Annotated in this window: 23 protein-coding genes and 1 other RNA gene; 10 read left to right on the top strand and 14 right to left on the bottom strand. The window is 65.7% G+C overall.

Annotated elements, in window-relative coordinates; all coding sequences use genetic code 11:
* Nucleotides 1–453, top strand: a 453-nt coding sequence (locus ACOJSI_RS07115) for a sigma-70 family RNA polymerase sigma factor (RefSeq protein ID WP_420137569.1), incomplete at its 5' end; no start/stop codon positions are given.
* Between the two features lie 79 nt (nucleotides 454–532).
* Here ACOJSI_RS07115 and ACOJSI_RS07110 read toward each other — a convergent pair.
* Complete coding sequence (locus tag ACOJSI_RS07110) at nucleotides 533–1330, bottom strand: transporter (protein ID WP_420137568.1); 798 nt, start codon at nucleotides 1328–1330, stop codon at nucleotides 533–535.
* 83 nt (nucleotides 1331–1413) lie between these two features.
* Here ACOJSI_RS07110 and mtgA point away from each other — a divergent pair, with 83 nt between their 5' ends.
* Entirely contained in the window at nucleotides 1414–2145 is a 732-nt protein-coding gene (gene mtgA, locus ACOJSI_RS07105) for a monofunctional biosynthetic peptidoglycan transglycosylase (protein WP_420137567.1), read from the top strand.
* A gap of 161 nt (nucleotides 2146–2306) precedes the next feature.
* Here mtgA and ACOJSI_RS07100 read toward each other — a convergent pair whose 3' ends face one another.
* The 8 genes from ACOJSI_RS07100 to lptF form a co-directional block, all read right to left on the bottom strand.
* Nucleotides 2307–2639, bottom strand: a complete 333-nt coding sequence (locus tag ACOJSI_RS07100) for a YbaB/EbfC family nucleoid-associated protein (protein WP_420137566.1) — start codon at nucleotides 2637–2639, stop codon at nucleotides 2307–2309.
* Complete coding sequence (locus tag ACOJSI_RS07095) at nucleotides 2636–4276, bottom strand: DNA polymerase III subunit gamma/tau (protein WP_420137565.1); 1641 nt, start codon at nucleotides 4274–4276, stop codon at nucleotides 2636–2638. The genes ACOJSI_RS07100 and ACOJSI_RS07095 overlap by 4 nt, the downstream gene beginning before the upstream one ends.
* Before the next feature lie 87 nt (nucleotides 4277–4363).
* Nucleotides 4364–5227 (bottom strand): sigma-70 family RNA polymerase sigma factor, encoded by an 864-nt coding sequence (locus tag ACOJSI_RS07090; RefSeq protein ID WP_420137564.1) that lies wholly within the window; start codon nucleotides 5225–5227, stop codon nucleotides 4364–4366.
* On the bottom strand, nucleotides 5224–5688 hold the full coding sequence (locus tag ACOJSI_RS07085; protein WP_420137563.1) for a carboxymuconolactone decarboxylase family protein: 465 nt from the start codon (nucleotides 5686–5688) through the stop codon (nucleotides 5224–5226). The genes ACOJSI_RS07090 and ACOJSI_RS07085 overlap by 4 nt, the downstream gene beginning before the upstream one ends.
* A 319-nt stretch (nucleotides 5689–6007) precedes the next feature.
* An RNA gene (ffs, locus tag ACOJSI_RS07080) (signal recognition particle sRNA small type) lies at nucleotides 6008–6105 on the bottom strand.
* 273 nt (nucleotides 6106–6378) lie between these two features.
* Complete coding sequence (gene infC, locus ACOJSI_RS07075; protein ID WP_420137562.1) at nucleotides 6379–6918, bottom strand: translation initiation factor IF-3; 540 nt, start codon at nucleotides 6916–6918, stop codon at nucleotides 6379–6381.
* Between the two features lie 139 nt (nucleotides 6919–7057).
* The gene (gene lptG / locus ACOJSI_RS07070) at nucleotides 7058–8158 is read right to left on the bottom strand and encodes an LPS export ABC transporter permease LptG (RefSeq protein WP_420137561.1); all 1101 of its coding nucleotides are present in this window, start codon (nucleotides 8156–8158) and stop codon (nucleotides 7058–7060) included.
* Complete coding sequence (lptF, locus tag ACOJSI_RS07065; protein ID WP_420137560.1) at nucleotides 8155–9354, bottom strand: LPS export ABC transporter permease LptF; 1200 nt, start codon at nucleotides 9352–9354, stop codon at nucleotides 8155–8157. Before lptF ends, lptG begins: the two co-directional genes overlap by 4 nt.
* A gap of 120 nt (nucleotides 9355–9474) precedes the next feature.
* On the opposite strand from lptF, the gene ACOJSI_RS07060 reads away from it, so the two are divergent.
* From ACOJSI_RS07060 to ACOJSI_RS07045, 4 genes are all read left to right on the top strand, one after another.
* Complete coding sequence (locus tag ACOJSI_RS07060) at nucleotides 9475–9993, top strand: DUF2141 domain-containing protein (protein ID WP_420137559.1); 519 nt, start codon at nucleotides 9475–9477, stop codon at nucleotides 9991–9993.
* A gap of 8 nt (nucleotides 9994–10001) precedes the next feature.
* Complete coding sequence (locus ACOJSI_RS07055; RefSeq protein ID WP_420137558.1) at nucleotides 10002–10982, top strand: diacylglycerol/lipid kinase family protein; 981 nt, start codon at nucleotides 10002–10004, stop codon at nucleotides 10980–10982.
* 49 nt (nucleotides 10983–11031) lie between these two features.
* Nucleotides 11032–11967 (top strand): hypothetical protein, encoded by a 936-nt coding sequence (locus tag ACOJSI_RS07050; RefSeq protein WP_420137557.1) that lies wholly within the window; start codon nucleotides 11032–11034, stop codon nucleotides 11965–11967.
* 178 nt (nucleotides 11968–12145) lie between these two features.
* On the top strand, nucleotides 12146–14317 hold the full coding sequence (locus ACOJSI_RS07045) for a primosomal protein N' (RefSeq protein WP_420137556.1): 2172 nt from the start codon (nucleotides 12146–12148) through the stop codon (nucleotides 14315–14317).
* A gap of 36 nt (nucleotides 14318–14353) precedes the next feature.
* Here the strand turns inward: ACOJSI_RS07045 and ACOJSI_RS07040 are convergent, their stop codons facing one another.
* From ACOJSI_RS07040 to ACOJSI_RS07030, 3 genes are all read right to left on the bottom strand, one after another.
* Nucleotides 14354–15472, bottom strand: coding sequence for a VWA domain-containing protein (locus tag ACOJSI_RS07040; RefSeq protein WP_420137555.1), 1119 nt, complete (start codon nucleotides 15470–15472; stop codon nucleotides 14354–14356).
* Between the two features lie 210 nt (nucleotides 15473–15682).
* Nucleotides 15683–16027 carry a hypothetical protein gene (locus ACOJSI_RS07035; protein ID WP_420137554.1) on the bottom strand — a complete coding sequence of 115 codons (345 nt, stop codon included), beginning with the start codon at nucleotides 16025–16027 and terminating at the stop codon, nucleotides 15683–15685.
* A 23-nt stretch (nucleotides 16028–16050) separates the two neighbouring features.
* Nucleotides 16051–16710 carry a TetR/AcrR family transcriptional regulator gene (locus ACOJSI_RS07030; protein ID WP_420137553.1) on the bottom strand — a complete coding sequence of 220 codons (660 nt, stop codon included), beginning with the start codon at nucleotides 16708–16710 and terminating at the stop codon, nucleotides 16051–16053.
* 256 nt (nucleotides 16711–16966) lie between these two features.
* On the opposite strand from ACOJSI_RS07030, the gene ACOJSI_RS07025 reads away from it, so the two are divergent.
* From ACOJSI_RS07025 to ACOJSI_RS07015, 3 genes are all read left to right on the top strand, one after another.
* Complete coding sequence (locus ACOJSI_RS07025) at nucleotides 16967–17662, top strand: outer membrane beta-barrel protein (RefSeq protein ID WP_420137552.1); 696 nt, start codon at nucleotides 16967–16969, stop codon at nucleotides 17660–17662.
* 172 nt (nucleotides 17663–17834) lie between these two features.
* Nucleotides 17835–18134 carry an EthD family reductase gene (locus ACOJSI_RS07020; RefSeq protein ID WP_420137551.1) on the top strand — a complete coding sequence of 100 codons (300 nt, stop codon included), beginning with the start codon at nucleotides 17835–17837 and terminating at the stop codon, nucleotides 18132–18134.
* Nucleotides 18135–18357: 223 nt separating this feature from the next.
* The gene (locus ACOJSI_RS07015) at nucleotides 18358–19350 is read left to right on the top strand and encodes an alpha/beta hydrolase (protein ID WP_420137550.1); all 993 of its coding nucleotides are present in this window, start codon (nucleotides 18358–18360) and stop codon (nucleotides 19348–19350) included.
* On the opposite strand, the gene ACOJSI_RS07010 is transcribed toward ACOJSI_RS07015, so the two are convergent.
* Together ACOJSI_RS07010 and ACOJSI_RS07005 are read right to left on the bottom strand one after the other, a co-directional pair.
* Nucleotides 19347–19850, bottom strand: coding sequence for a GNAT family N-acetyltransferase (locus ACOJSI_RS07010; RefSeq protein ID WP_420137549.1), 504 nt, complete (start codon nucleotides 19848–19850; stop codon nucleotides 19347–19349). The two genes, ACOJSI_RS07015 and ACOJSI_RS07010, sit on opposite strands and share 4 nt — an antisense overlap.
* Nucleotides 19851–19887: 37 nt before the next feature.
* Nucleotides 19888–20748, bottom strand: coding sequence for a LysR family transcriptional regulator (locus tag ACOJSI_RS07005; protein WP_420137548.1), 861 nt, complete (start codon nucleotides 20746–20748; stop codon nucleotides 19888–19890).
* A 297-nt stretch (nucleotides 20749–21045) separates the two neighbouring features.
* On the opposite strand from ACOJSI_RS07005, the gene ACOJSI_RS07000 reads away from it, so the two are divergent.
* The coding region (locus tag ACOJSI_RS07000) for an aspartyl protease family protein (RefSeq protein WP_420137547.1) at nucleotides 21046–22331 on the top strand (1286 nt) is incomplete at its 3' end.

The raw sequence follows: 22331 nt of genomic DNA, 5'->3' as shown, positions 1-22331 counted from the left end.
TTCGAGGATGGCGATCTCAAGCCCGAGCATGTCGCCAAGATCGCGACCGATCTGGGCGTGAGCGAGGAGGACGTCACCTCCATGAACCGTCGCATGTCGATGGGCGGCGATACGTCGCTCAACGTCATGGTGGGTGAGGATGGTGACGCCCAATGGCAGGATTGGCTGGTCGACACCGATCCGCTGCAGGACGAACGCCTCGCCGATGCGCAGGAAAAGGATGTCCGTCACGACATGCTGACCCAGGCGATGGATGCCCTCAACGATCGCGAGAAGCACATTCTGGCCGAACGCCGGCTGGCCGACGATCCCAAGACGCTGGAAGAGCTTTCCCAGGTCTATGGCGTCAGCCGCGAACGCGTGCGCCAGATCGAGGTGCGGGCCTTCGACAAGCTGCAGAAGGCGATGATGCGCATCGCGGGCGAGAAGCGGCTCCTGCCCGCCATGGCCTGAACGGGGAGGATCTCGGCGAGAGCCGGGATCCCCCTCAGCCATCTGCTCCGTCGCTCGCAGTTGGTGAGCAACGGGTGGATCAGAACCTCTCGGTTACCCCGAAATACAATTCGACATCGGGTGAGGCGTGATTGAGCCCGGCCTGCGCGCCGGCATCGAATTGCAGGCGATCTTTCGGTTGATACGCGACGAAGACTCCGCCCAAAGCCTGGGTGGAATGGCCGGACGGATCGCGATCGCGCAGCCATTGGGTTTCAACGGACATATTTACCTTTTCGCTGAGCTTGATGCCCAGCCCGGCCGCGCTGCCATAAGCGGTATGGCGGCCATTGCCGCTTTCGTTCACCGCCGCGTCCACCTCCGGCGTCACCTCCAGCTTGAGCTGTTCGGACAGGTCATAATTGACCGGGATGAGCAGGCCTGCGCTCCAATCCCCTGCCCCCACCTGGTCACGCCCGGTCGGCAGGGTCGCGTGCGGGAGCAACGCCACGGAGAAACCGTCGCCGTCGGGACGGATCAGGCTCTGCTTCAGCCCGACCGAAACGTCGCCCGTGCCGGACGTACGGTCGATCATGCCGGTTTCGCGATCCCGCTCGCGGACATGGCCAAACGCCGTCCAGCCCAGGCGGATCTCCGTCGTCGGCGTAATGCCGTAACGCGCGAGGATATCGCCTGCGACGATCGTGTCGGTGCGGCTGTCGGGCTGCTTGTCGAGCGTCCAGTCTCCCAGCCCGACTTCCACCTGCAAATGCCCCTGATCGACAATGCAAGGCGGCGTATTCAGCCCCGGCCGTTCCGAGCAGAGATCGCGCAGTTGATCCTGCGCCGACGCCGGCGCCGACAACAACAGCCCGGCCGCGGCGAGCAGAAGCTTCATAATATCTCCCGATGATAACGCCGCTGTAACGAGCAGCTTCTTCCACCGTTCCAGCGGGCGCGCGCTTCCGCTAGGGGCGGACCATGTCTGCTTTCGCGCGCCCGCGCCACTCCGCTTCGTCCGCGCCCCCCAGGTCCTGGCCGCGCCGCATCCTCATCTGGACGCTACGGATCGTCCTGGGCTTCATTCTGCTATCGCTGCTGATGGTCGGGATCTACCGCTTCGTGCCGCCGCCGATCACCATCACCCAGCTGGGCGACCTCACCCAGGGCCATTCCCTCAACAAGGATTGGATGCCGCTGTCGCAGATGGATCCCGACATGGCGCGCGCCGCCATTGCCGCCGAGGACGGCAATTTCTGTACGCACCACGGCTTCGACTTCAAGGCGATCGAGAAGGCGTTCAAGGGCAACGAAGCCGGGCGCCGGCTTCGCGGCGGCTCCACCATCAGCCAGCAGACCGCCAAGAATGTCTTCCTGTGGCAGGGCCGATCCTACCTGCGCAAAGGATTGGAGGCTTGGTTCACCGTCTTGATCGAGCATCTGTGGGGCAAGAAGCGGATCATGGAAGTCTATCTGAACGTCGCCGAGACCGGCATCGCCACCTACGGCGCCAATGCGGGCGCACAACGCTACTTCCATCATGATGCCAGTCGCCTCAGCCCGACCGAGGCGGCACGAATCGCCGCAGTGCTGCCGCTCCCGGCCGAACGCGAGGCCATTTCGCCGTCGGGCCGTGTGCTGCGCTATGGCAACCGCATCGTCCGCCGGATCGGCATCGTCCAGCGCGGCGGCTATGATCGCTGCCTGCGCTAAGGCGAGCGATGCCCCCTCTCCCCAGCGGGGAGTGGGCTGGGGTGAGGGGGAGCGAGCCGCAGGCTCGCGCCTGACCGCCTAGTGCAGGCCACCCTCACAAACCCTCCCCTCAAGGGAGAGGGCTCTAAGACTTCGGCTCGAACGGATCGTAGCCCCCTCGCTCAGAACGGCAGCTTGAACCCCGGCGGCAGCGGCATGCCCGCCGTCATCTTGCTCATCTCGGCATTGCCGGCTTCGTCTGCCTTGGTGCGCGCATCGTTGATGGCGGCCGCAACCAGATCTTCCAGCATCTGCTTCTCCGACACCTGAAGCAGGCTGTCGTCGATCTCGACGCCCAGGATGCGGCCCTTGGCGGTCGCCTTGATCTTGACGAGCCCGCCACCGGCGACGCCCTCGACCTCGATCTTGTCGAGACCCGCCTGCGCCTCGCTCATCTGCGACTGGATGTTCTGCGCGGCCTCCTGCGCAGCCTTCATCAATTCTTCCATGTTCATGAGTAGCTCCGTGTCTCTTCAATCAACTCGGCGTCCGGAAAGACCGAACGCACCGCTGCCACCATCGGTGCATTGAGAATTTCGTCGCGCGCGGCCTGCGCCGCCGCCTGTTCCTTCTCGCGCAGGCTCGGCCGTCCGATGCCCTGCGATACGGTGATCGTCCAGCGCTGCCCGGTTTCGCCGAACCGCGGGTTGAGGCAATTCTGCAGATCCTGCGCGAAAGCAGCGTTGATGGCATTATGCTCCATCAACATGATCTCGGGCGGTTCGAACCGGATCACGCGCGCTTCCTCGAAGCAGGCCGCCAGCCGGTGCGCTCCCTTCGCGACCAGCATGTCGTGAAAGTCCTGCGGGGTGGCCGGCAGCGCCAACAGCGGCGCCTGCGGTTCGGCCGGTGCCGGGGTCGGCGCCGGCTGCGCGGCCGGCGGGGCTACGACCTCCCCGGCCTGCAACCGTCTGGCAAGCTCACCCGGATCGGGCAATTGGCTGGCATGGACCACGCGCAGAAGCGCCATCTCCGCCGCCTCGCGCGGATGGGGGGCGGCCAGCACTTCGCCATGCCCCTTCAGCAGCAGCTGCCACAGCCGATGGAGCGTCGCATAGCCCATCCGGCTCGCCCATTCGGCATAGGCCTCGCGCTCTTCGTGGCTGAGCGCGGGATCTTCCGTTCCGCCGGCCTTGGCGCGGGTCACGCCGTGCACGACTTCCAGCAATCCGCGCAGCAGCGCCGTCGGCTCCACCCCAAGCGAATCCTGCTGCTCGACCGCCGCCAGCACGCCCGGGACATCGGACGCGAGCATCGCCGCGAACAGACGCCGGATCGCTCCCCGATCGGACAGGCCCAGCATGTCGCGCACCTGATCGGCGTTGACGCCGCCGCCATCCATCCCGGCATGCGCGATCGCCTGGTCGAGGATCGACAGTCCGTCGCGGGCCGAACCTTCCGCGGCGCGCGCAATCAACGCCAGCGCTTCCGGCTCGGCCTCGACATGCTCGGCCTCCGCAACATGCGCGAAATGGGCGGCGAGCAGGTTGGCCGGAATGCGCTTCAGATCGAAACGCTGGCACCGGGACAATACGGTCACCGGCACCTTGTTGACCTCGGTCGTCGCGAACAGGAATTTCACATGCGCCGGCGGTTCTTCCAGCGTCTTGAGCAGTCCGTTGAAGGCCGCCTTCGACAGCATATGCACTTCGTCGATGATGTAGACTTTATAGCGCGCCGAGACCGCCGAATAACGCACCGCCTCGATGATCTCGCGGATGTCGTCGATACCGGTGTGGCTGGCGGCGTCCATCTCCACCACGTCGATGTGACGCCCTTCCGCGATCGCCACGCACGGCTCGCACACGCCGCACGGATCGATGGTGGGGCCGCCTTTACCATCAGGCCCGATGCAGTTGAGCGCCTTGGCGATCAGGCGCGCGGTCGATGTCTTGCCGACACCGCGGACGCCGGTCAGCAGAAAGGCGTGGGCCAGCCGGTCGCGCTTGATCGCATTGCCCAGCGTCTGGACCATCGCGTCCTGCCCGATCAGCTCTGAAAAGCGCTGTGGGCGATATTTGCGCGCCAGGACGCGATAGGCTTCGGCCCGCTGCGGCTGCGGCGGTTCGTCGAGATTCAAAGAGTCGGCCATTGCGGCCATCCTAGCGATTGGGTCCGTGGCTGTCGATTTGCGATCGCCCCACGCGCGGCCTCGCGTCGGAAGCCTCACGCCTCCGGGTCAGTGCAGCGCCCCCTGCCCCAGATGAGCCAACTTGTCCGGATTGCGCATCACATAGACGGCACGGATTTGGCCCTGCTCAATCAGCAGGGCCGTGGTCTGAAGAAGGCCATCGGTCTCGCGCGTGACGAAGCCGGGCAAGCCGTTGATGAAGCCATAACGCACGAGCTGGGACTGACCGTCGCGCACGAAGCGGAACAGCGAGCTGTGCAGCTTGAGCGCGTCTGCAAGGCCACGGATCGGCAGATAGCCCGCCGGGCGCTTGCCGCCGCCGTCCGAATAGATGGAGACATCCTGCTTCAGCAGGGTCTGCAGTCCGGCCAGGTCGCCGCCGCGCGATGCGCTGAAGAAAGCAGCCGCGATTTCGAGGCCATGTTGCTTTTCCACGGGAAAGCGCGGCCGCTCCGAACGGACGTTGACGCGGGCCCGCGATGCGAGCTGTCGCGCGGCGGCCGGATCGCGATCGATCGACTGCGCGACCTCGTCAAAGTCGAGGCCGAAGACGTCGTGCAACAGGAAGGCGGCGCGCTCCAAGGGCGAGAGGCGATCCAGCGCGACCAGCAATGGCAGCGTCACGTCCTCCACCGGCTCCTCCTCGACGATGGGTTCCGGCAGCCATTCGCCCCGATACTCCTCGCGGCGGGCGCGCGCCGACTTCAGCTGGTCAAGGCACAGGCGGGTCACCACCCGCCGGAGGAATGCCTCCGGCTCGCGGACGGTCGTGCGATCCGTCGCCAGCCAGCGCAGAAACGCATCCTGCACCACATCTTCCGCGTCCGCGACCGAACCGAGCATGCGATAGGCCACCCGGATCAGCCGCGGGCGCAGCGGATCGAACGTCTCCGCCGCGCCCGCGCCGGTCATGCCGCCGCCTTGGCCGCGTGCGGCACCGGATGCACGGCATGGAAGCCCACGCCAAAGCGGTTCCAGGCGTTGATGATCCCGATCAGCATAGTGAGCTTGACCTGCTCCTCCGGTGTGAACTGCGCCTGCAATTGCGCATAAACCGCCTCCGGCGCGCCTGTCTCGGGCAGACGGGTCAGGGCCTCCGTCCAGGCGAGCGCCGCGCGTTCGCGGTCGGAATAGAGCGGCGATTCCTCCCAAGCTGCCAGCATTGTCAGGCGCAATTCGCTCTCGCCCTGCGCCAGGGCTTCACGCGTATGCATGTGGAGGCAGAAAGCGCAGTGGTTGATCTGCGACGCGCGCACCTTCACGAGTTCGGCGAGCGACGGCTCGACGCCCTCCTTGGCCATGGCGGTGCTGAAGTCGACAAAGGCCTGCATCGGCTGCGGGGCGGCGACGAAAGGAACGAGGCGGGGTTTCATGTCACTCTCCTGTGTTGGACAGGAGCTTGACGAGACAGAACGCCCCAGTGTGACACGACCCAGATTTTCCCCAGATCCTCCCCGCCAGGTGGCGCCACAGGCGACAGAGGGGGAGGCGGCGGCGCAGACGACAATAGCCCTGCCTCCAAGGCCCAGGCGGCGCGCGATGAGCTCTTTGTCCAACTCGAGGGGACCGATGCCCTCCCCTCCGTCAGGCTGCGCCTGCCACCTCCCCCTGGCGCGGGAGGATTGTAGAAGGCACACGCCGTTCATATTGCCGCAATTTCGCGGGCGCTCGTTGCGAGCGTCTTATCGCATGCAGGGTGGGAGCCGGAACGACCCGACGAGAAATCGTTGTGGCTGCTTCCTTCCGGACCTGACCAGGTTGGCGACGACGCCGCCCGCCCGACTCCCACGCGCCATATGGTGGAGCTGGCCACCGATGGCAAGCGGCCGAGTAAGCACCCGCGCACACGTCCGTTCGTCCTGAGTAGAGATCGAGTAGCTGTCTCTGGCAGCGTGGCGAGAGCTCCTATCGAAGGACCCGTGAAGAACAGGCTTCGATGCGCCTTGATCACAGCGCGCACCTCCCCAGCTCCACCCAGCACCCGGCAGCTAAGACGCACGCCCAAAGAAAAGGGCGGCTAGACCGAAGTCCGCCGCCCCTGATGGCCCTACAAAGACCTGCCCTTACTTCGGTGCCAGCACCATCAGCATCTGGCGGCCTTCCATGCGTGGGAATTGCTCCACCTTCGCGACCTCGGCGGTATCCGCCTGGACGCGCTGGAGCACCTGCATGCCGAGCTGGCCATGTGCCATTTCGCGGCCGCGGAAGCGCAATGTGCATTTCACCTTGTCGCCTTCAGCGATGAACTCGAACACCTTCTTCATCTTGGTGTCGTAATCGTGATCATCGATGTTCGGACGCATCTTGATCTCTTTGATCTCCTGCGTCTTCTGGCTCTTGCGGGCGATGTTGGCTTTCTTCTGGGTCTCGTACTTGAACTTGCCGACATCGAGGAACTTGGCGACCGGCGGATCGGCGTTGGGCGAAACCTCGACCAGATCCAGCCCGACCTCGGCAGCCTGCGCGATCGCCTCGCGCGTATACATCACGCCCAGATTTTCACCATTTTCATCGATCACCCTAACCTTCTGGCTCTGGATGAACTCGTTGAAACGGGGGCCGTTCAGCGGCAGTGGCGGCGCACCCAGCGGGCGGCGCGGCATCATGGGCGGTGGTATAGTGCATTCTCCTTTGGCGGCGGGATGCCGTCACAACCCTAATATAGAGAGGTAAACGGCTTTTTAAAAGACGGGGACGCATAAGTTCGGCGCGAGTTGCATCGCGCCTGTCATGCGGAAACGATCATTCCTCGGTTCGGATCAGCACCGCTTCCCCGATCAGCAGGAACAACAGGAACGGCGCCCATGCCGCCAGCAGCGGCGGATAGGCTCCGATATTGCCCATCGCGAGCGCGAAATTGTCCGCCACGAAATAGGTAAAGCCAAGCGCCATTCCGATAACGGCACGCACGAACAACACGCCGGACCGCGCCAGGCCGAAGCCGGCGACACCCGCCAGCAACGGCATCAGCACCACCGAAAGCGCGCCCGATATCTTGTGCCACAACACCGTGTCGAGCGCGACGGTCGGCCGACCCGCAGCGTGCAGATCGCTCACCGCTTCCGCCAACGCCCGGAACGACAGGCCATCGGGGTTGACCGTCGCCAGCGTGAACCGGTCGGGCTCCACCCCTCGCCCGATTGTCAGGGTCGGTCGCGTGGTAACACGACCGCGGCCGACATCGAAAATGCGCGCGTCGCGCATCTGCCAGGCGCCATCGCGATAGGTGGCGACGGGCGCGCTCGCGATCGCACCCAGCCGGTCGCCGTCGCGATCATACAGGCGGACGTCATGCAGCGTGGTCGTCGGCCCCCGCCCCGTCACCTGACCGGCGTGGATCAGATCCTCCGCGGAACGCACCCACACGTTGCTTACGATCCCGCGATTTTGCGGCACCGGCCCATAATCCACGTCCTGCCAGGCGGAGAGGACGTTGGTCGCGCGGGCGACGATATGATCGTTGAACCAGAAGGATGCGCCGGCAATAGCCAGGCTGGCGACGATCAGCGGCGCCAGGATCTGATGGGCGGAGATGCCCGCCGCCTTCATCGAGATGATCTCGCTATTCTGATTGAGCGTCGCCAGCGTGATCAGCGTGCCCAGCAGCACCGAGAAGGGCAGGAAGCGCGAAATGATCTGCGGCAGGCGCAACGACACATAATACCATAATTGGGCATCGCCGTTGCCGGGCACGGCCAGGATGTCGCCGGATTCGCCAAGCAGGTCGAGCGCCATCAGGATCACCGCCAAGGCCGCCAGCACGGCGAAGGAGCGGACGACGAACAGCCGCGCCATATACCAGCTGATCGTGCGCGACGCGAAGAAGGAGACGTTGAGCTTCACGCTGCCGCCCTCTTCCGATTGGATCGGGCGAGCAGGCGCCGCATCCACGATCCCAGCTTCGCGAACTGCCGCTCCAGCGCGCCGATTGGCTGACCGCCCGGCACCGTCGCCAGCGTACGATACATCCACCAGATCAGGATGCCGAACAGCACGAACGGTGTCCACAAGGCGATGATCGGATTGATGCCGCCCCGCACCGCCAGCGCCTCCGCATATTCGTTAATCTTGTAATAGGTCACGATCATCACGATCGACAGGAACACGCCCAGCGCCGACGTGGATCGCTTCGGCGGCACGGCCAGCGCTACCGCCAGCAAGGGCAGCAGCAGCATCGTCGCCACTTCCGTCATGCGAAAGTGGAATTCAGCCCGGCTCTTGGTCCGATCCGCGACCTGCTGCGCGGTCTTGCCCGATTTCACCAGCTCGGGGATCGTCAGCTCGTCGCCGCCGCCGCGCTGGCGGAACGCCTCCTCCTTCGGCAGGTCGATGGGCAGATCATGGCTCTGGAAGCTCAGGACGCGCGGGATCGGGAAGCCCGGGGCATCGTGCACCAGCGTGCCGTTATGCAGGCGGAAGATGATCGTGTTGGGATCGTCGGTTGCCATGAATCGGCCGCTTTCGGCGGTGACTTCCAGTTCCTTGCCGTCCTTGCCCTGCGCCATCACGAAGATGCCGGACAGCTGCCGGCCGCCTTCCTGGCTGCGCTCGATCCGGACCGTCATATTCTTGCCGAGCTTGGTAAACTCGCCGACCTTGATCGATGCGCCCAGCGCGCCGGTGCGCAGCTCGTAGCGCAGCCCTTCATAGGCATAGCGCGAATAAGGCTGCAGGAAGCCGACAATCGCCAGATTGATGAAGGCGAAGACGATCGCATAGGCATAAGGCACGCGCAGCAGCCGGCGGTAACTGAAGCCGCAGGCGAGCAGCACGTCCAGCTCCGACGATGTCGCCAGGCGCCGGAAGGCGAGCAAGACGCCGAGCATCAGCCCGATCGGAATACCAAGCGAAAGATATTCCGGAATCAGGTTGGCCAGCATGCGCCAGACGACGCTCACCGGGCCGCCTTCATGTGCGACGAAGTCGAACAGGCGCAGCATCTTTTCGAGCAACAACAGCATGGCCGCGATCACCAGGCTGGCAATCAACGGCACCGCTATCAGCCGCGCAATGTACCGATCAACGAGACCCGAATTCAAATTGCCGACGCTCCGTCACCATGTTCTGGCCGCATTCACGACCGATCTGCCATCGCATGGAGGCGAAAAGTCGCCGGCGCCAGCTTGGCCGGCCCTATAGCTTCCAGGAGTTTCGAGGTCATGTTGAAATTGATACCCCTTGTCGCGAGCCTGATCGTTGCCGCAGCGCCGATGGCGCCGGCGACGGCCGCCGCGCTTGGACCGCACCCGGAAGATTGCAGCGGCGGCAAGCCCGCCATGCTCGTGCGGGTGCAGGGATTGAAGACGCGCACCGGCACCATCCGCGTGCAAACCTATGGCGGCGACCCCGCTAAATATTTCGACAAGGGTTCCTATCTGGAGCGGGTGGAAGTCCGCACGCCCAAGGCCGGCCCGGTCGAGGTTTGCATGCCGGTGGCCAAGGCCGGCCTCTATGCCGTGTCGGTACGCCATAATGCGGACGGCACCGGCAGCACCGACATCGGTTCGGATGGCGGCGGATTTTCAGGAAACCCGAGCGTGTCGTTGTTTGACGCCATGTTCAAACGGAAGCCCTCGCCCGCGCAGGTGCAGGTTCGCGTCAACGGCGTGACCACCGTGCCGGTGATCTTGAACTATGTACGCGGTACCCGCGTCGGCCCGATCGGCGGCGGGCAGTAAGGAAACAGATGATCCGGATCGCGCTTCTTTCCAATCCACGTTCGACGGGCAATCGCGCCCTTCTGCCGCGCGTCCGCAGCTTCTGCGCCCAACATCCTGAAATCTTTCATTACGAGGTCGAGCATGTCGACCAGATCGGGGCGGCGCTCGACACGATCTCGCGCGTCGATCCGGTCGTGCTGGTCATCAACGGCGGCGACGGCACTGTCCAGGCGACGCTGACCGAACTCTACCACGGCGGCCATTTCAATTGCGCCCCACCGCCGGTGGCCGTGCTGCCCAACGGCAAGACCAACCTGATCGCGCTCGATCTGGGCGCCACCGGCGATCCGATCGTGGCGCTGGAGCGGGTGCTGGAAATCGCGCGCGGCGATATCGAAGGCCATATCATCACGCGGGAGCTGATCGCGCTGACGCATGAGGTGGACGGGGTCAGCGATGGTTTGAAGCCCGTGCTCGGCATGTTCCTCGGCGGCGCCGGCCTGACCGAGGTGCTGCTTTACTGTCGCCACAAAATCTATCCGCTCGGCCTGCCCAATTGGCTGAGCCACCTGCTCACGGCGTTCGCGCTGATGACATCCGTTATCTTCGGCATCCGTGCCGCCTTCCTGCCCGCGCGGCCGACGTCGGTGAAGGTGTCGCTTATCCGCCAGGGTGACATTCAGGGCCGCTTCTCGGTCCTGATCGTGACCACGCTCAAGAAATTGCTGATCGGCGCCGGCGTGTCCGGCGGCCATGCCGGGGCCTTGCAGCTGATGGCGATCGATCAAAATCCTATGGCGCTGATGCGCGCGTTGGTGGCAGGCCTGCTTGGCAAGCTCGGCAGCGGCTTCCTGCGCGGGGTGCACGTCCGGCGCGGTGACGAGATCCGGATCGAAGGCGAGCGATCCAGCGTGATCCTGGACGGAGAGATTTTCCAGGCCGGCAAGGGTCGCTCGATCGTGTTGCGTCCGACCGACCCGCTGCCTTTCCTGCGTCTGGCAGCGTGAGCCTTTTCCCACGAGCATCGCATCTCTCCGCCAACATGGCGATGTCGCGGTGACCGCCGACACCCAGCCGCTGCGGGATTTGGTCGCCGCTGAGCTCGCCGTGCCGATCGATCCCGCTATTGCTGCCATGGCCGCCGCGATCGCCGCGCGCCACCCCGGTGCCCGTTCGGTCCTCTATTACGGGTCGACGCTGCGCGAGGCCCGGCTCGACGGCCTGATGCTCGATTTCTACCTGATCGTCGCCGATTACCGGGCGGCGTTCGGCGCCAAATGGCTCGCCGCCGCCAACCGGCTGCTACCGCCCAACGTCTTCCCGTTCGAGCATGAAGGCCTGGTCGCCAAATATGCCGTACTTTCGGAGGCCGACTTTCTCCGGCTGGCATCGCCACGCACCCGCAACGTCTCCGTCTGGGCCCGCTTCGCGCAGCCGTCGCGGCTCGCCTGGGTCGCGGATAGCGCCGCCCGCCACAGCATCATCGATGCGGTTGCGCGCGCGGCGCCCACCCTGCTCGGCGCCGCTCGGCCCTGCGTTGCTGACACGATCGACCGGCTGGACCTATGGCGCGAGGCCTTCGCGCTCACTTACAAGGCAGAATTGCGGGCCGAACGTGGCGGGCGCGCCGGATCCGTGGTCGATGCCGATCCGGATCGCTATCGCGCCTTCACTCTCCCCGCCTTGCATGCCGCCCGGCTGGATGCCCAACTCGCCGGCGATCGGCTTCGCTTCGATCGGCCGATGTCGGATTGCGAGCGTAGCCAGGGCAAGCGGGCCTGGGCCCGCCGGCGACGCGAGGGCAAGGCCCTCACGCTGCTGCGACTTGCCAAGGCCAGTGCGACCTATGCCGGCGGCATCGATTATCTCGCCTGGAAGATCAGCCGCCACTCGGGCCAGCCGGTCACCATCAAGCCATGGCAGCGCAAATGGCCGATCGCAGGGGCGATCACCTTGCTTCCCCGCCTCCTGCTCAAGGGCGCGGTGCGCTAGCGTAAACTGGCCCTAGTGCCTGTCATTGCTAGGGGCGAAGCCCCGCGGCAATCCAGGCCGCGCCTCGGAACTGGATTGCTTCGCTACGCTCGCAATGACGGGCGTTACGGGAAAGTGATCGGCTCCGATCCAATCGCAAAGGATTCCATTTCCCCGCGGGACTCCCTACCTGAGCATCATGAACAAGCGCGCGCGCGTCCTCCTGTTGAATGCCGCGCTCGGCCCGCTCGATTACCGCGTCGATCCCGAACATGACGTCCAACCCGGCTCGATCGTGCTCGCGCCGCTCGGTCCGCGCCAGCTGGCCGGCGTGGTGTGGGAGCCGGAGCGCATGCCCTCCGACGCGGAGGTTGGCGACAATCGCCTGCGCCCGCTCGCCGCCGTTTACGACCTGCCGCCGCTCAAGGAGTCGCTGCGCCGCCTGATCGAGTGGACCGCGGATTATTATCTCGCTCCGCCCGCCGCCGTCTTGCGGATGACGCTCGCCTCTGCGTCGGCTTTGGACGGGGCGCGCACGATCATCGAATATCGGCGGACCGGCCATGTCCCGCCCCGGCTCACCGCGCAGCGCGAACAGGCGTTGGAGCGGCTGGAAAACCGCCAGGGCATCGTGCGCGAGCTGGCGACAATCGCGGATGTTTCCGACGGCGTGATCCGTGGCCTCATCAAAGCCGGCGCGATCGAGCCGGTCGAAGTCCATGTCGATGATCCGTTCCCGCTCCCCGACCCCGATCACGCACGCCCCGACCTCTCGCCCGAACAGGCCGCCGCCGCGACCCGGCTGACCGACGCGGTGCAGGCACAGGCGTTCGCGCCCATATTGCTCGACGGCGTCACCGGCTCCGGCAAGACCGAAGTCTATTTCGAAGCCGTCGCCGCCGCCATCCGGTCCGGCCGCCAGACCCTGGTCCTGCTGCCCGAAATCGCGCTGACCGAGCCCTTTCTCAAGCGTTTTGCCGAACGGTTTGGCTGCGCACCCGTCGCCTGGCATTCCGATCTGCGTCAATCGCAGCGCCGCCGCGCCTGGCGCGCCATCGCCAGCGGCGAGGCTCTGGTCACGGTCGGCGCGCGCTCGGCCCTGTTCCTGCCCTATCGCGATCTCGGCCTGATCGTCGTCGACGAAGCGCATGAGGCCAGCTTCAAGCAGGAAGACGGCGTCATGTATCACGCACGCGATGTCGCGGTGATGCGCGGCCATTTCGAAAGCGTCCCCGTCATCCTGGCCTCGGCCACGCCTGCCATCGAGACGCGCCAGCAGGTCGCCCAGGGCCGCTATGAGGAGGTCAAGCTTCCGCTTCGCTTCGGCGGCGCGACCATGCCCGACATCGCCGCGATCGACCTGACGCAGGACCGGCCCGATCGCGGTCGCTGGCTCGCGCCCAGCCTGGTGGCGGCGGTGCAGGAAACGCTGGAACGCGGCGAACAGTCACTGCTGTTCCTCAACCGCCGCGGCTATGCCCCGCTCACGCTCTGCCGCCATTGCGGCCACCGCTTCAAATGCCCGAACTGTACGGCCTGGATGGTCGAGCATCGCCTGACCGCGCGGCTCGCCTGCCACCATTGCGGCCACGTCATGCCGCCGCCGCGCGCTTGCCCCGAATGCAAGGAAGAGGATGCCCTGGTCGCCTGCGGCCCGGGCGTGGAGCGCATTGCTGACGAGGTCGCCCTGCTCTTCCCCGACGCGCGCTCGGCCATCGTGACGTCGGATACCTTATGGTCGCCTGCCAAGGCGGCCGAGTTCGTCCACAAGATGGAAGCCGGCGAGATCGATATCGTCATCGGCACGCAATTGGTGACCAAGGGCTACCACTTCCCCAACCTCACCTTGGTCGGCGTGATCGATGCCGATCTCGGCCTGTCCGGCGGCGATTTGCGCGCGGCCGAACGCAGCTTCCAGCAGATCGCGCAGGTCGCCGGCCGCGCCGGGCGCGGGTCCAAGCCGGGCCGTGTGCTCGTCCAGACTTTCGAACCCGGCGCACCCGTGATCCAGGCGCTCGTTTCGGGCGACGCCGACAGCTTCTACGAAGCCGAGACCGAGGCCCGACGTCACGCCGGCGCCCCCCCCTTTGGCCGCTTCGCCGGCATCATCGTCAGCTCGGAAAATCTCGACGAGGCGGTCAGCACTGCCAAGGCGATCGGCCGCGCCGCGCCGCGCGTCGAAGGCATGCAGGTCTACGGCCCAGCCCCCGCCCCGCTTGCCATGCTACGCGGCCGCCACCGCCAGCGCCTGCTCGTCCACGCCCGCCGCGCGCTCGATGTGCAGGACGTTATCCGCGACTGGCTCGGCCCGATCGAAAAACCCCGCGGCGTCCGCGTCGCGGTCGATGTGGACCCCTATTCCTTTCTATAAGCCGGGGCCGCCATCCCGTGGCAGGAAGAGCATCTGTTACCGCACCGCGTTCGCTGCGGCATCGATCCCCTTTTTCGCCATAGCCTCGGCACCGCTCAACCGCGCGCGATAGGCCTGGAACCGCGCGCGCATCGCGTCATGCCGCGCCTTCAGCAGCGCTTTGGCTTCCTCGCGGAAGGGAACGGGCTTGCCCGCCGTTTCGCGATTGGTGAGGTCGATCGACATCGCCGTTTCCTCGTCTGTGGCGAGGATGCTGGTGCAGGTGTCCGCATCGGTGATGGCGATGCTCGTGGCGACATTGTTGTCGGTATTGGCGATACTGGTGGCGACCTCATTGTCCGTTTGCCGGATTTCCTCGCGGATCTTGGCATCGTATCGCGCCAGCTCCGCCTCCGTCGACAGGTTGACGAAGCCACCGCCGCCGGCGCGCGCCACCGCCGCCAGCTTGGCCGCCTCGCCGCCCGGCAGCTTGAAGCCGATGACATTGACGATCGCCCGCGTGCGCCCGGCATTGATCCGCTTGGCCGCTGCCACCGGATCGCCGCCGCACGTCTCTTCCCCGTCGGACACGACATAGATGATCTGCTCGCCCGGCGTGGAGGAGGCCGCCAGCAGCCCCTCGGCGCGATCCAGCGCGGCGGCAAGCGGCGTCCAGCCGACGGCACGGACCTGCGTCAACGCCGCGCGATAGCCCGCCCGGTCCGTCGACATCGGCGCCATGATGTCGATCGCGGCACAGGATTTCGCCTTGCCCGCCTCTTCATTATTCCCCTGCTGCCCGAAGACCAGCAAGGATGTCTGCACCGACGGCGGCAGTCCGTCGACGAAGCTTCGCGCCGCCTCGCGCGCCAGTTCGAGCTTGGTCTTCGCGCCCATGCGTCCGGCCATCGAACCGGACCCGTCGATCATCACGATCACGCGCGTGGGCGGCACTTGCGGACCCAGCCCGCCCGTCCGTGCCCTCAGCTGAGGCTGCTTGAGCGCGACATCCTGCTTGAAGCAGGCTTCCGGATCCTTTTTCGTGAACCGCGCGACATAAGCCCGGGCCGCGCCCGAACCCACGCCGACCGGTCCGCCGACACCGCCGTCGCGCCCGGTCGCCGCCTCGCGATCGCTCGACGAGCCACCGCATCCCGCGGCCGCGAGGGCCAGCAAACAGCACGCCCCGTTCCGGAAAAGACTGAAACCCATGCCAAAAGCCCCCCCTTGCGCCGCGAAGCTGCCATAAGCCCACTGGAAAGGACAGGCCCGGTATAGGTCATGATTGGCTACGGCGCGTCCCTTTGGCGCGCCGCGCGTCGGAGGATCTGTGTCCAAGACATCACTCGCGACGGTCAGCTTGATCGGAACAGGGATGCCCGCCTGTCAGCAGGGCAGCGGCCGCTCGCCACGCCGTGCGGCACGCTTGGCCTCGCGATTGCAGCGGATCCGGCGCACCGTCTCCACATTATTCCGTGCGGCTTCGGCATTGTTGCGCTGTTGCTCGGCGGCATAAAGCGGCGCGTTGTCCCGGCGCTGCTGCTGCGCGAGCATGCATCGGCTATAGTCCTTCCCATGGGCGGCACCGAAGCGCTCGCACGTCCTGCTGTCCTCCCGATACGCGCTTTTGCCCCAATTTATCTGCGCCGACGCGGCACCGGCGATGCTGCTGGCCAACAGCAGGGTAACCGCCGTGAAGACGACACGGCCGGACTGCGCTGAAACAGGCATTACGCTCTCCTCTTGATGATGAATTATTCCGCGCGGATCGGCGCGGCACGCCCCGGCGACAGGTGAAAGATGTCGCGCGCGACAGGATCGCAGATCGGGAGCGTGGCGGCGCTGCGAATGGCGCCCGCCAGCACAGCGACGAGATCGGCCGGCGAATAGTCGCGATCGCCGTTCACGGCGGCCACGCTCACCGCCTCATCGACGGTCCTGATCGCCGCGACGATCGTGGACGCACAGAGGCGAACCTCGAAATCCAGGGTCGACCGGTTGGCCCGTCGCGCGACGACGCTCTGCAGTTGAATTTCCACAGCATGATAGGCGTCCAGCCAGACCGCCCGGATGTCCGCCTCCTCCGCGCACAGCGCAACCAGCTGAACCGCCAGGATGCCGTCGGCGATAAGTTGCGAAGGCTCGTTGTCGATCGGCAGCGCGATCCGAAGATGATCCTCCAGCGCCATGTCAAGCGGCCATGCCTCCATGATGCGTGCGAAGCGCTGGATCGACGTGACAAGAACCGGCCCGATGCAATTCTCCTTGTTTCGGAAATGACGCCAGACCGTTCGGGTCGAAACACCGGCCGCGGCGGCGATGGCGTCGCCGTTCGTCTCCGCCACACCCTGCCTCAGGAACAGGCGTGCGGCCTCGCGCGAGATTGTCAGCCTTGTGTCGTCCGCCTCTGCCACATGTCACCTTACGTCGTTTAACGACTCGTTTAATGTCACTAAGTGACAAACGAGTCAAATGGAGGCTTGTCGATGCATGCGGGCGGATGGACGCGCGGGCCGTTGCGCAACCCGGCAACATCAGATTGCGGGCGTAACCCACCCTGTCTCCCGTGAAATACGGATCCAATCCCGATGCTCCATCTCGCCGGTCGAGCCGACCGGTCAGGTCTCTGCCTGTCCTGCACGCAGTGTCGGGCGTTGAAGGGAGTATGATGTGAAAAGATTTATCATTGTTTCCGGCCTGGTTTCGGCCTTCGTCGTGGCGCCAGCCCAGGCGCAGGAGGGACGTTTCTATGTCGGCGGTTTCGTCGGCGACCGCTTCGGCAGCGGGCAGACCTTCCGCGGTGCCAACCTCGCCGGTGATCCCCGGGTCATCCGCACCCCGACGAAGGACGCGGTGACGGGCGGTATCACGCTCGGCGCCATCGTCGGCGAGGGCCATTGGGGGCGGCTCCGGGTTGAGGGCGAGCTGGCGGCGAGCCGCAACAAGTTGAACCGCCTCGTCCTGAACAATGTCGAGCGTCAGCTGCTGGAGGGGCGCAAGTCCGTCACCACCCAGATGGTCAACCTCGCCTATGACACGCCGAAAATCGCGAACCTGGTGCGCTTTTCCGTCGGCGGCGGCATCGGCAACGGCAATATCGATTATGATATCCGCTACAACGTGACGGCGACCGGCCCGACCATCAACATCCCGACCAGCGCCTCAGGCCACCTGGCCTACCAGGCGATCGCCGGTGTGACGGTCTCGGTCGTCCCGCATCTCGAGCTGGTGGCGGACGCACGCTATCTGCGCATCGGCGCGCACGATGTCGAACGCTTCAACCAATCCGCCGGTACGCTTGATTCCGTGCTGGACACCCATTTCCACAGCACCGCCGCCACGGTCGGCTTCCGCTATATCCTGTGACGTCCGGGGGCGGCCGCGACGCGGCTGCCCCGCAAACCGCCTGGACCCGCGGCCTGCCGAGCACGGCCACGGGGAGCATCGCCGGCGGCCCCGCGATCGCGCGCAAGAATGAACGGGCGATATGCATTTCTGTAAGTTTACGATCCATGTTGATCGGCCCAGATACGCCCCCATGACACAGGCAATTCTCACGGCCACATGCAGTGGCGGCACCTATTTCGATCGCGACTATTATGTCGATGTCCACCTGCCCCTGGCGATGGCCTGCTGGCAGCGCTACGGGGTGGAGAGCGCCGCCGCCTTCTTCCCACGGGATGCCGACGCCGCAGAGGTCTCTGTCGGGATCTACCGGTTCCGCGACGAACAGGGCCTGTACGCCGCGCTGGCATCGCCCGAGATGGAGGCGGTAATGGCCGACGTTCCCCGCTTCACGGATGCGGCCGTGTCCCGGACGGTGGGCAAGCCGCTCTGATCGCAGCAGATGTCGCGGGGATGACCCGACGACGAGCGGCATCGCAACCTCCGGGCGCCGTCCGCGATGACATCGACGCGTGACGCAATGTTACGATTGTCATCGCTTCCCGGATGGTCGGCCCCGCGCCGTCTTTGACAGCACCGCGTCGCAAGGCCAGCACAGCAGCCGCAGCGGCATATGCCCGCAGATCGAAGAACCGATAGCGTTAGGCCCCTATCTCATGAATGACGGATCGTCCGGCGTGCGGCTGCCCGCCCGCATGCTCCCCTTCCCCCGCTCGATCAGTGCGGAGGCGCGCGCCGCGCTCGAGCGTCTCGTGGATCCCGACGGCATGCCAGTGAATGCGCAGCACCCCATGCCGGCCCCCGGGGACTATGATGGCTGGGTTCAGACGAAGCGGGCGGTCGATGCCCATTATGCGGCCGCCATCAAGGGCCTTGCCGGGACGCTGCGCGCACGCGTCGAGACCATCCAGCTTGGCGATTCCGTCATCCACGTCGCCACGCCCGACAGCGAACCGATGGCCGACGGCGTCTATCTCGATCTGCACGGCGGCGCGCTGGTGTTCGGAGGTGGCGATGCGTGCCGCGCCGGCGCGCGGATGCAGGCCGATCTTCATGGCCTGCGCTGCTACGCCGTCGACTATCGCACCCCACCCGAGCACCCCTATCCGGCCGCGCTGGACGACACGCTGGCGGCCTATGCGCACGTGCTGGACCATCATCCGCCAGAGCGCGTGGTCGTCGGCGGCCGCTCCGCCGGCGGCAATCTCGCCGTCGCCCTGCTCCTGCGCGCGCGGGACGAGGGGCTTCCGATGCCGGCGGGCCTGGTCCTCCTCTCGCCAGAAGTCGATCTGACCGAGTCCGGGGATAGCTTCGAAGTAAACCGCCTGGTGGACGTGATGCTGCCCCTGCCGCTGCGGTCGGTGAACTTGCTCTATGCGAATGGGGCGGATCTGTCCCACCCTTATCTGTCGCCGCTCTTCGGCGACCTGACGGGCCTTCCCCCGACGCTGCTGCAATCCGGCACCCGCGATCTCTTGCTCTCCAACACCGTGCGCATGCACCGCGCCTTGCGAAAGGCCGGCGTGATGGCCGAACTTCACGTCTTCGAGGCGATGCCACATGGCGGCTTCCTCGGCGGCACCCCGGAAGATCTGGAGCTCAGCGACGAACTTGTCCGCTTCGTCCGGGCGCGCTTGCACGGCGGCTAGGTCGCAAGCAGGAGGAACGGTTTGTCGCGGTAGGTGACGTCCCTCACTGGATGGAAGCCGAGCCGAGCCGCCAGCTTCAGCGATGGCGCGTTGATCGGCTCTATCAGGCAGGCGACCCGATCATGACGCGTCGATCGCCGAACCCAGCCCAGAAGGCCGGCCATCGCTTCGTATGCAAAGCCCCTCCCCCTGGCTTCGGACGATAGCAGCCACGAGGCCTCGGGCACATGGTCGAACATCGGATCCACGCCACGATGGAAGAAGGCGGCCGCGACTTCTCCGATAAGCCTGCCGCTCGCCTTTTCGAACACGGCGAATGTGCCGCAATCGAACAGGCTCCAATGGCCGGCCCAACGCAGCAACCTTGCCCAGGCGGCTTCCTCGCCATCGGGGAGATTGCCGACGAAGGCGCGCAGTTCGGGATCGGAGGTCAGCGCCAGCATCGCCGGCAGGTCGGCGGGTAGATAGGGACGAAGGAGAAGCCGTTCCGTGTCGATCATAGGCATCCAGATTGAGGGGCGTGAGCCGCCAGCCCGGTCAGGGCAACACGTCGCGCAGGCGATCCTCCACTACCGCAATGAACGCGCGCAGGCGCTGCAAATGCTTCAGGTCGCGATGATAGCCCATCCAGATATCGCGACTGGGCGGCTCTGACGGCAGATCGAGCCGGCGCAGCCCCGGGATCTGATTGCCGACAGCGAGCGGAAGGACCGCGATGCCGACACCCTGCCGACACATCCGCGCCTGAACGTTGCGGTTGTTGGACCGCATGACCGTCGCCGCATGGGGAAAGCTTTCCATCAGCCACGCAATATCGGGGAAATGCCCGGTCGACGTGTCGTGGGTGATCAGACGAAAACCGGTCCCGTCGCCGAAGGCCGGATCCGGTGCGCCGGCGGCGATATAGACACCGTAATTCAGCCGGCTGAGACGCCGTTGCACGATGTCGGACGTGTCGAAGGGCACGATCCGGAAGGCGATATCCGATTCCCGCTGGGCGAGGCTGAAGAGGCGCGTGCCCGTTAGGATCTCGACATCGACGCCCGGATAGGCATTCGTATAGTCGGCTATGATCGGGGGCAGCACATAGGCGCCGAACCAATCGGCCGACGATATGCGCAGGCAGCCGCGCAGCTGTTGCTCCTGCCCGGCAAGCCGCCGCTCCATGGCCAGCGCGCCCTCTTCCATCTGCTCCGCCAGACCGACGATCGCGCTCCCTTCCTCCGTGAGGATGAAGCCATCGGCGGTTCTCTGAAACAGGGTTTGGCCGGTCGCCTCCTCCAGTGCGCGCAGCCGCCGGCCGATCGTGGGGTGGCTGAGACGCAGCGCACGCGCGGCACCACCCAGGGTGCCGGCCCGCACCACCGCCAAAAAGATGCGGACGTCGCTCCACTCCATCTCATGCCCTCATCCATTGCCCTGGCAGGTACAGCCCAAGTGCGGGCGCCCGATACAGAAGCGCCCATCCGCACGACGTGAGGCCGGAACAGCGCCCACGCAAGCGCATGTGACCGAAACTTTCGACGTCGGGTGACCAACATGCCTTGGCCGACGAATATCACGTCATGCGCCCGGACCTGTTGTGGAGAGTGCCATTTGCGAGGGCCAGGCCCAGCCGCATCTGCAATCCGGCGCCTCGCGCTGCCTCGGCCGCGATCTCCGCCCGCCCCAACCAAGATCTGCCGGAGTTACACGATGTCGCCGCCTCTTCTTCTCGCGCTCGCGCTGGCCGCCCTCCCCGCTCAGGGTGCCGCCTCATCGCCCCCGACGGTGCTGCCCGTCGATGCCGCCCTGGCGCGGTGGGACATGGCCGAAGCGCGTGCCCTTGCCAGCGCAATGCCGAAGGGCGCCGATCGCTGCGCAGTTGAGGGCATCATCGCAAACCGCGACAATCGCCTCGATCGGGCCGTGATATTGCTCGCCCCGTGCGTCGCCGCACTGGATCGATCCGGATCTCCCCGCGCGGAAGAGGCCTTGGCGGCACTGGTCGACACCTATCGCCGTCGCGGTGCGTTTGGGAAGGAATATGGGCTGATCGCACGCTGGCTCGCCGCGTATAAGGACCGCGGGGATCCCGCTGCGTTTGCCGATTTGCGCAACGAACTCGAAACGGCGGCGGTGTTGCGCGATCTCGCCAGGCCCAGGGTGACGGGCAACGGTACGGCCACGCTGCGGACCCACCTCAATGCTGTGGGGACGCGGAATGTCGATCTGACCATCGGCGGCGTCACGCTGCCATGGATGATCGATAGCGGCGCCAATTATTCGATCGTGTCGGAGAGCGCTGCCCGCAAAATGCGGCTGGCCATCCGCGACACCCGCTATCAGGTGACCGGATCAACCGGCCATTCGGTCGCGACACGGATCGCCGTTATCGACGCATTGCCGGTCGGCGGCATCATCTTGCACAATGTGGTGGCGATCGTCGCCCCCGATGCCGCGCTGCACATTCGCGCGCCGCGAACCGACTATCAGATCGAGGCGGCGCTCGGCTTCCCGGCGCTGGCGATGCTCGGCCGCTTCCGGATCGATCCGGATGGAACGTTCGCGATAGACCGGAAGGCACCTTTGCTACGCACCGGGGCAAAGCTGTACATGAACCAGCTGACACCCGTGGCCGAGCTGGAGATTGCCGGCCGCACAAGCCTGTTGAGCGTCGACACGGGAGCGCGCCGAACGAGCCTCTACGCCAGCTATGCGGCCGGGTTTGGGGGACGCGCGGGCCTGTGGTCTAAAAGGCGCGACATGTCCTCGGGCTTGGGCGGCAGCGTCGAAGGCGAAATATTCGTCGAGCCGCAACTGATGATCATGGCCGGCACGCACACGGTCATCGAACACAACGTCCCGATCGCGCCGGATGGAGACAAGACCAACCCCATTCTCGGCAATCTGGGGCAGCCGGCGCTGACCGCGCTGGGCAGCTACACGTTCGACTTCCGCTCGATGCGTCTGCTGCTCGGGAGCGAGACTAAGAGGGCTAT

It is taken from the genome of Sphingomonas sp., assembly GCF_048595155.1.
In the GTDB taxonomy this organism is placed as follows: domain Bacteria; phylum Pseudomonadota; class Alphaproteobacteria; order Sphingomonadales; family Sphingomonadaceae; genus Sphingomonas_I.
This window is presented reverse-complemented; position numbering and strand designations above follow the sequence as displayed.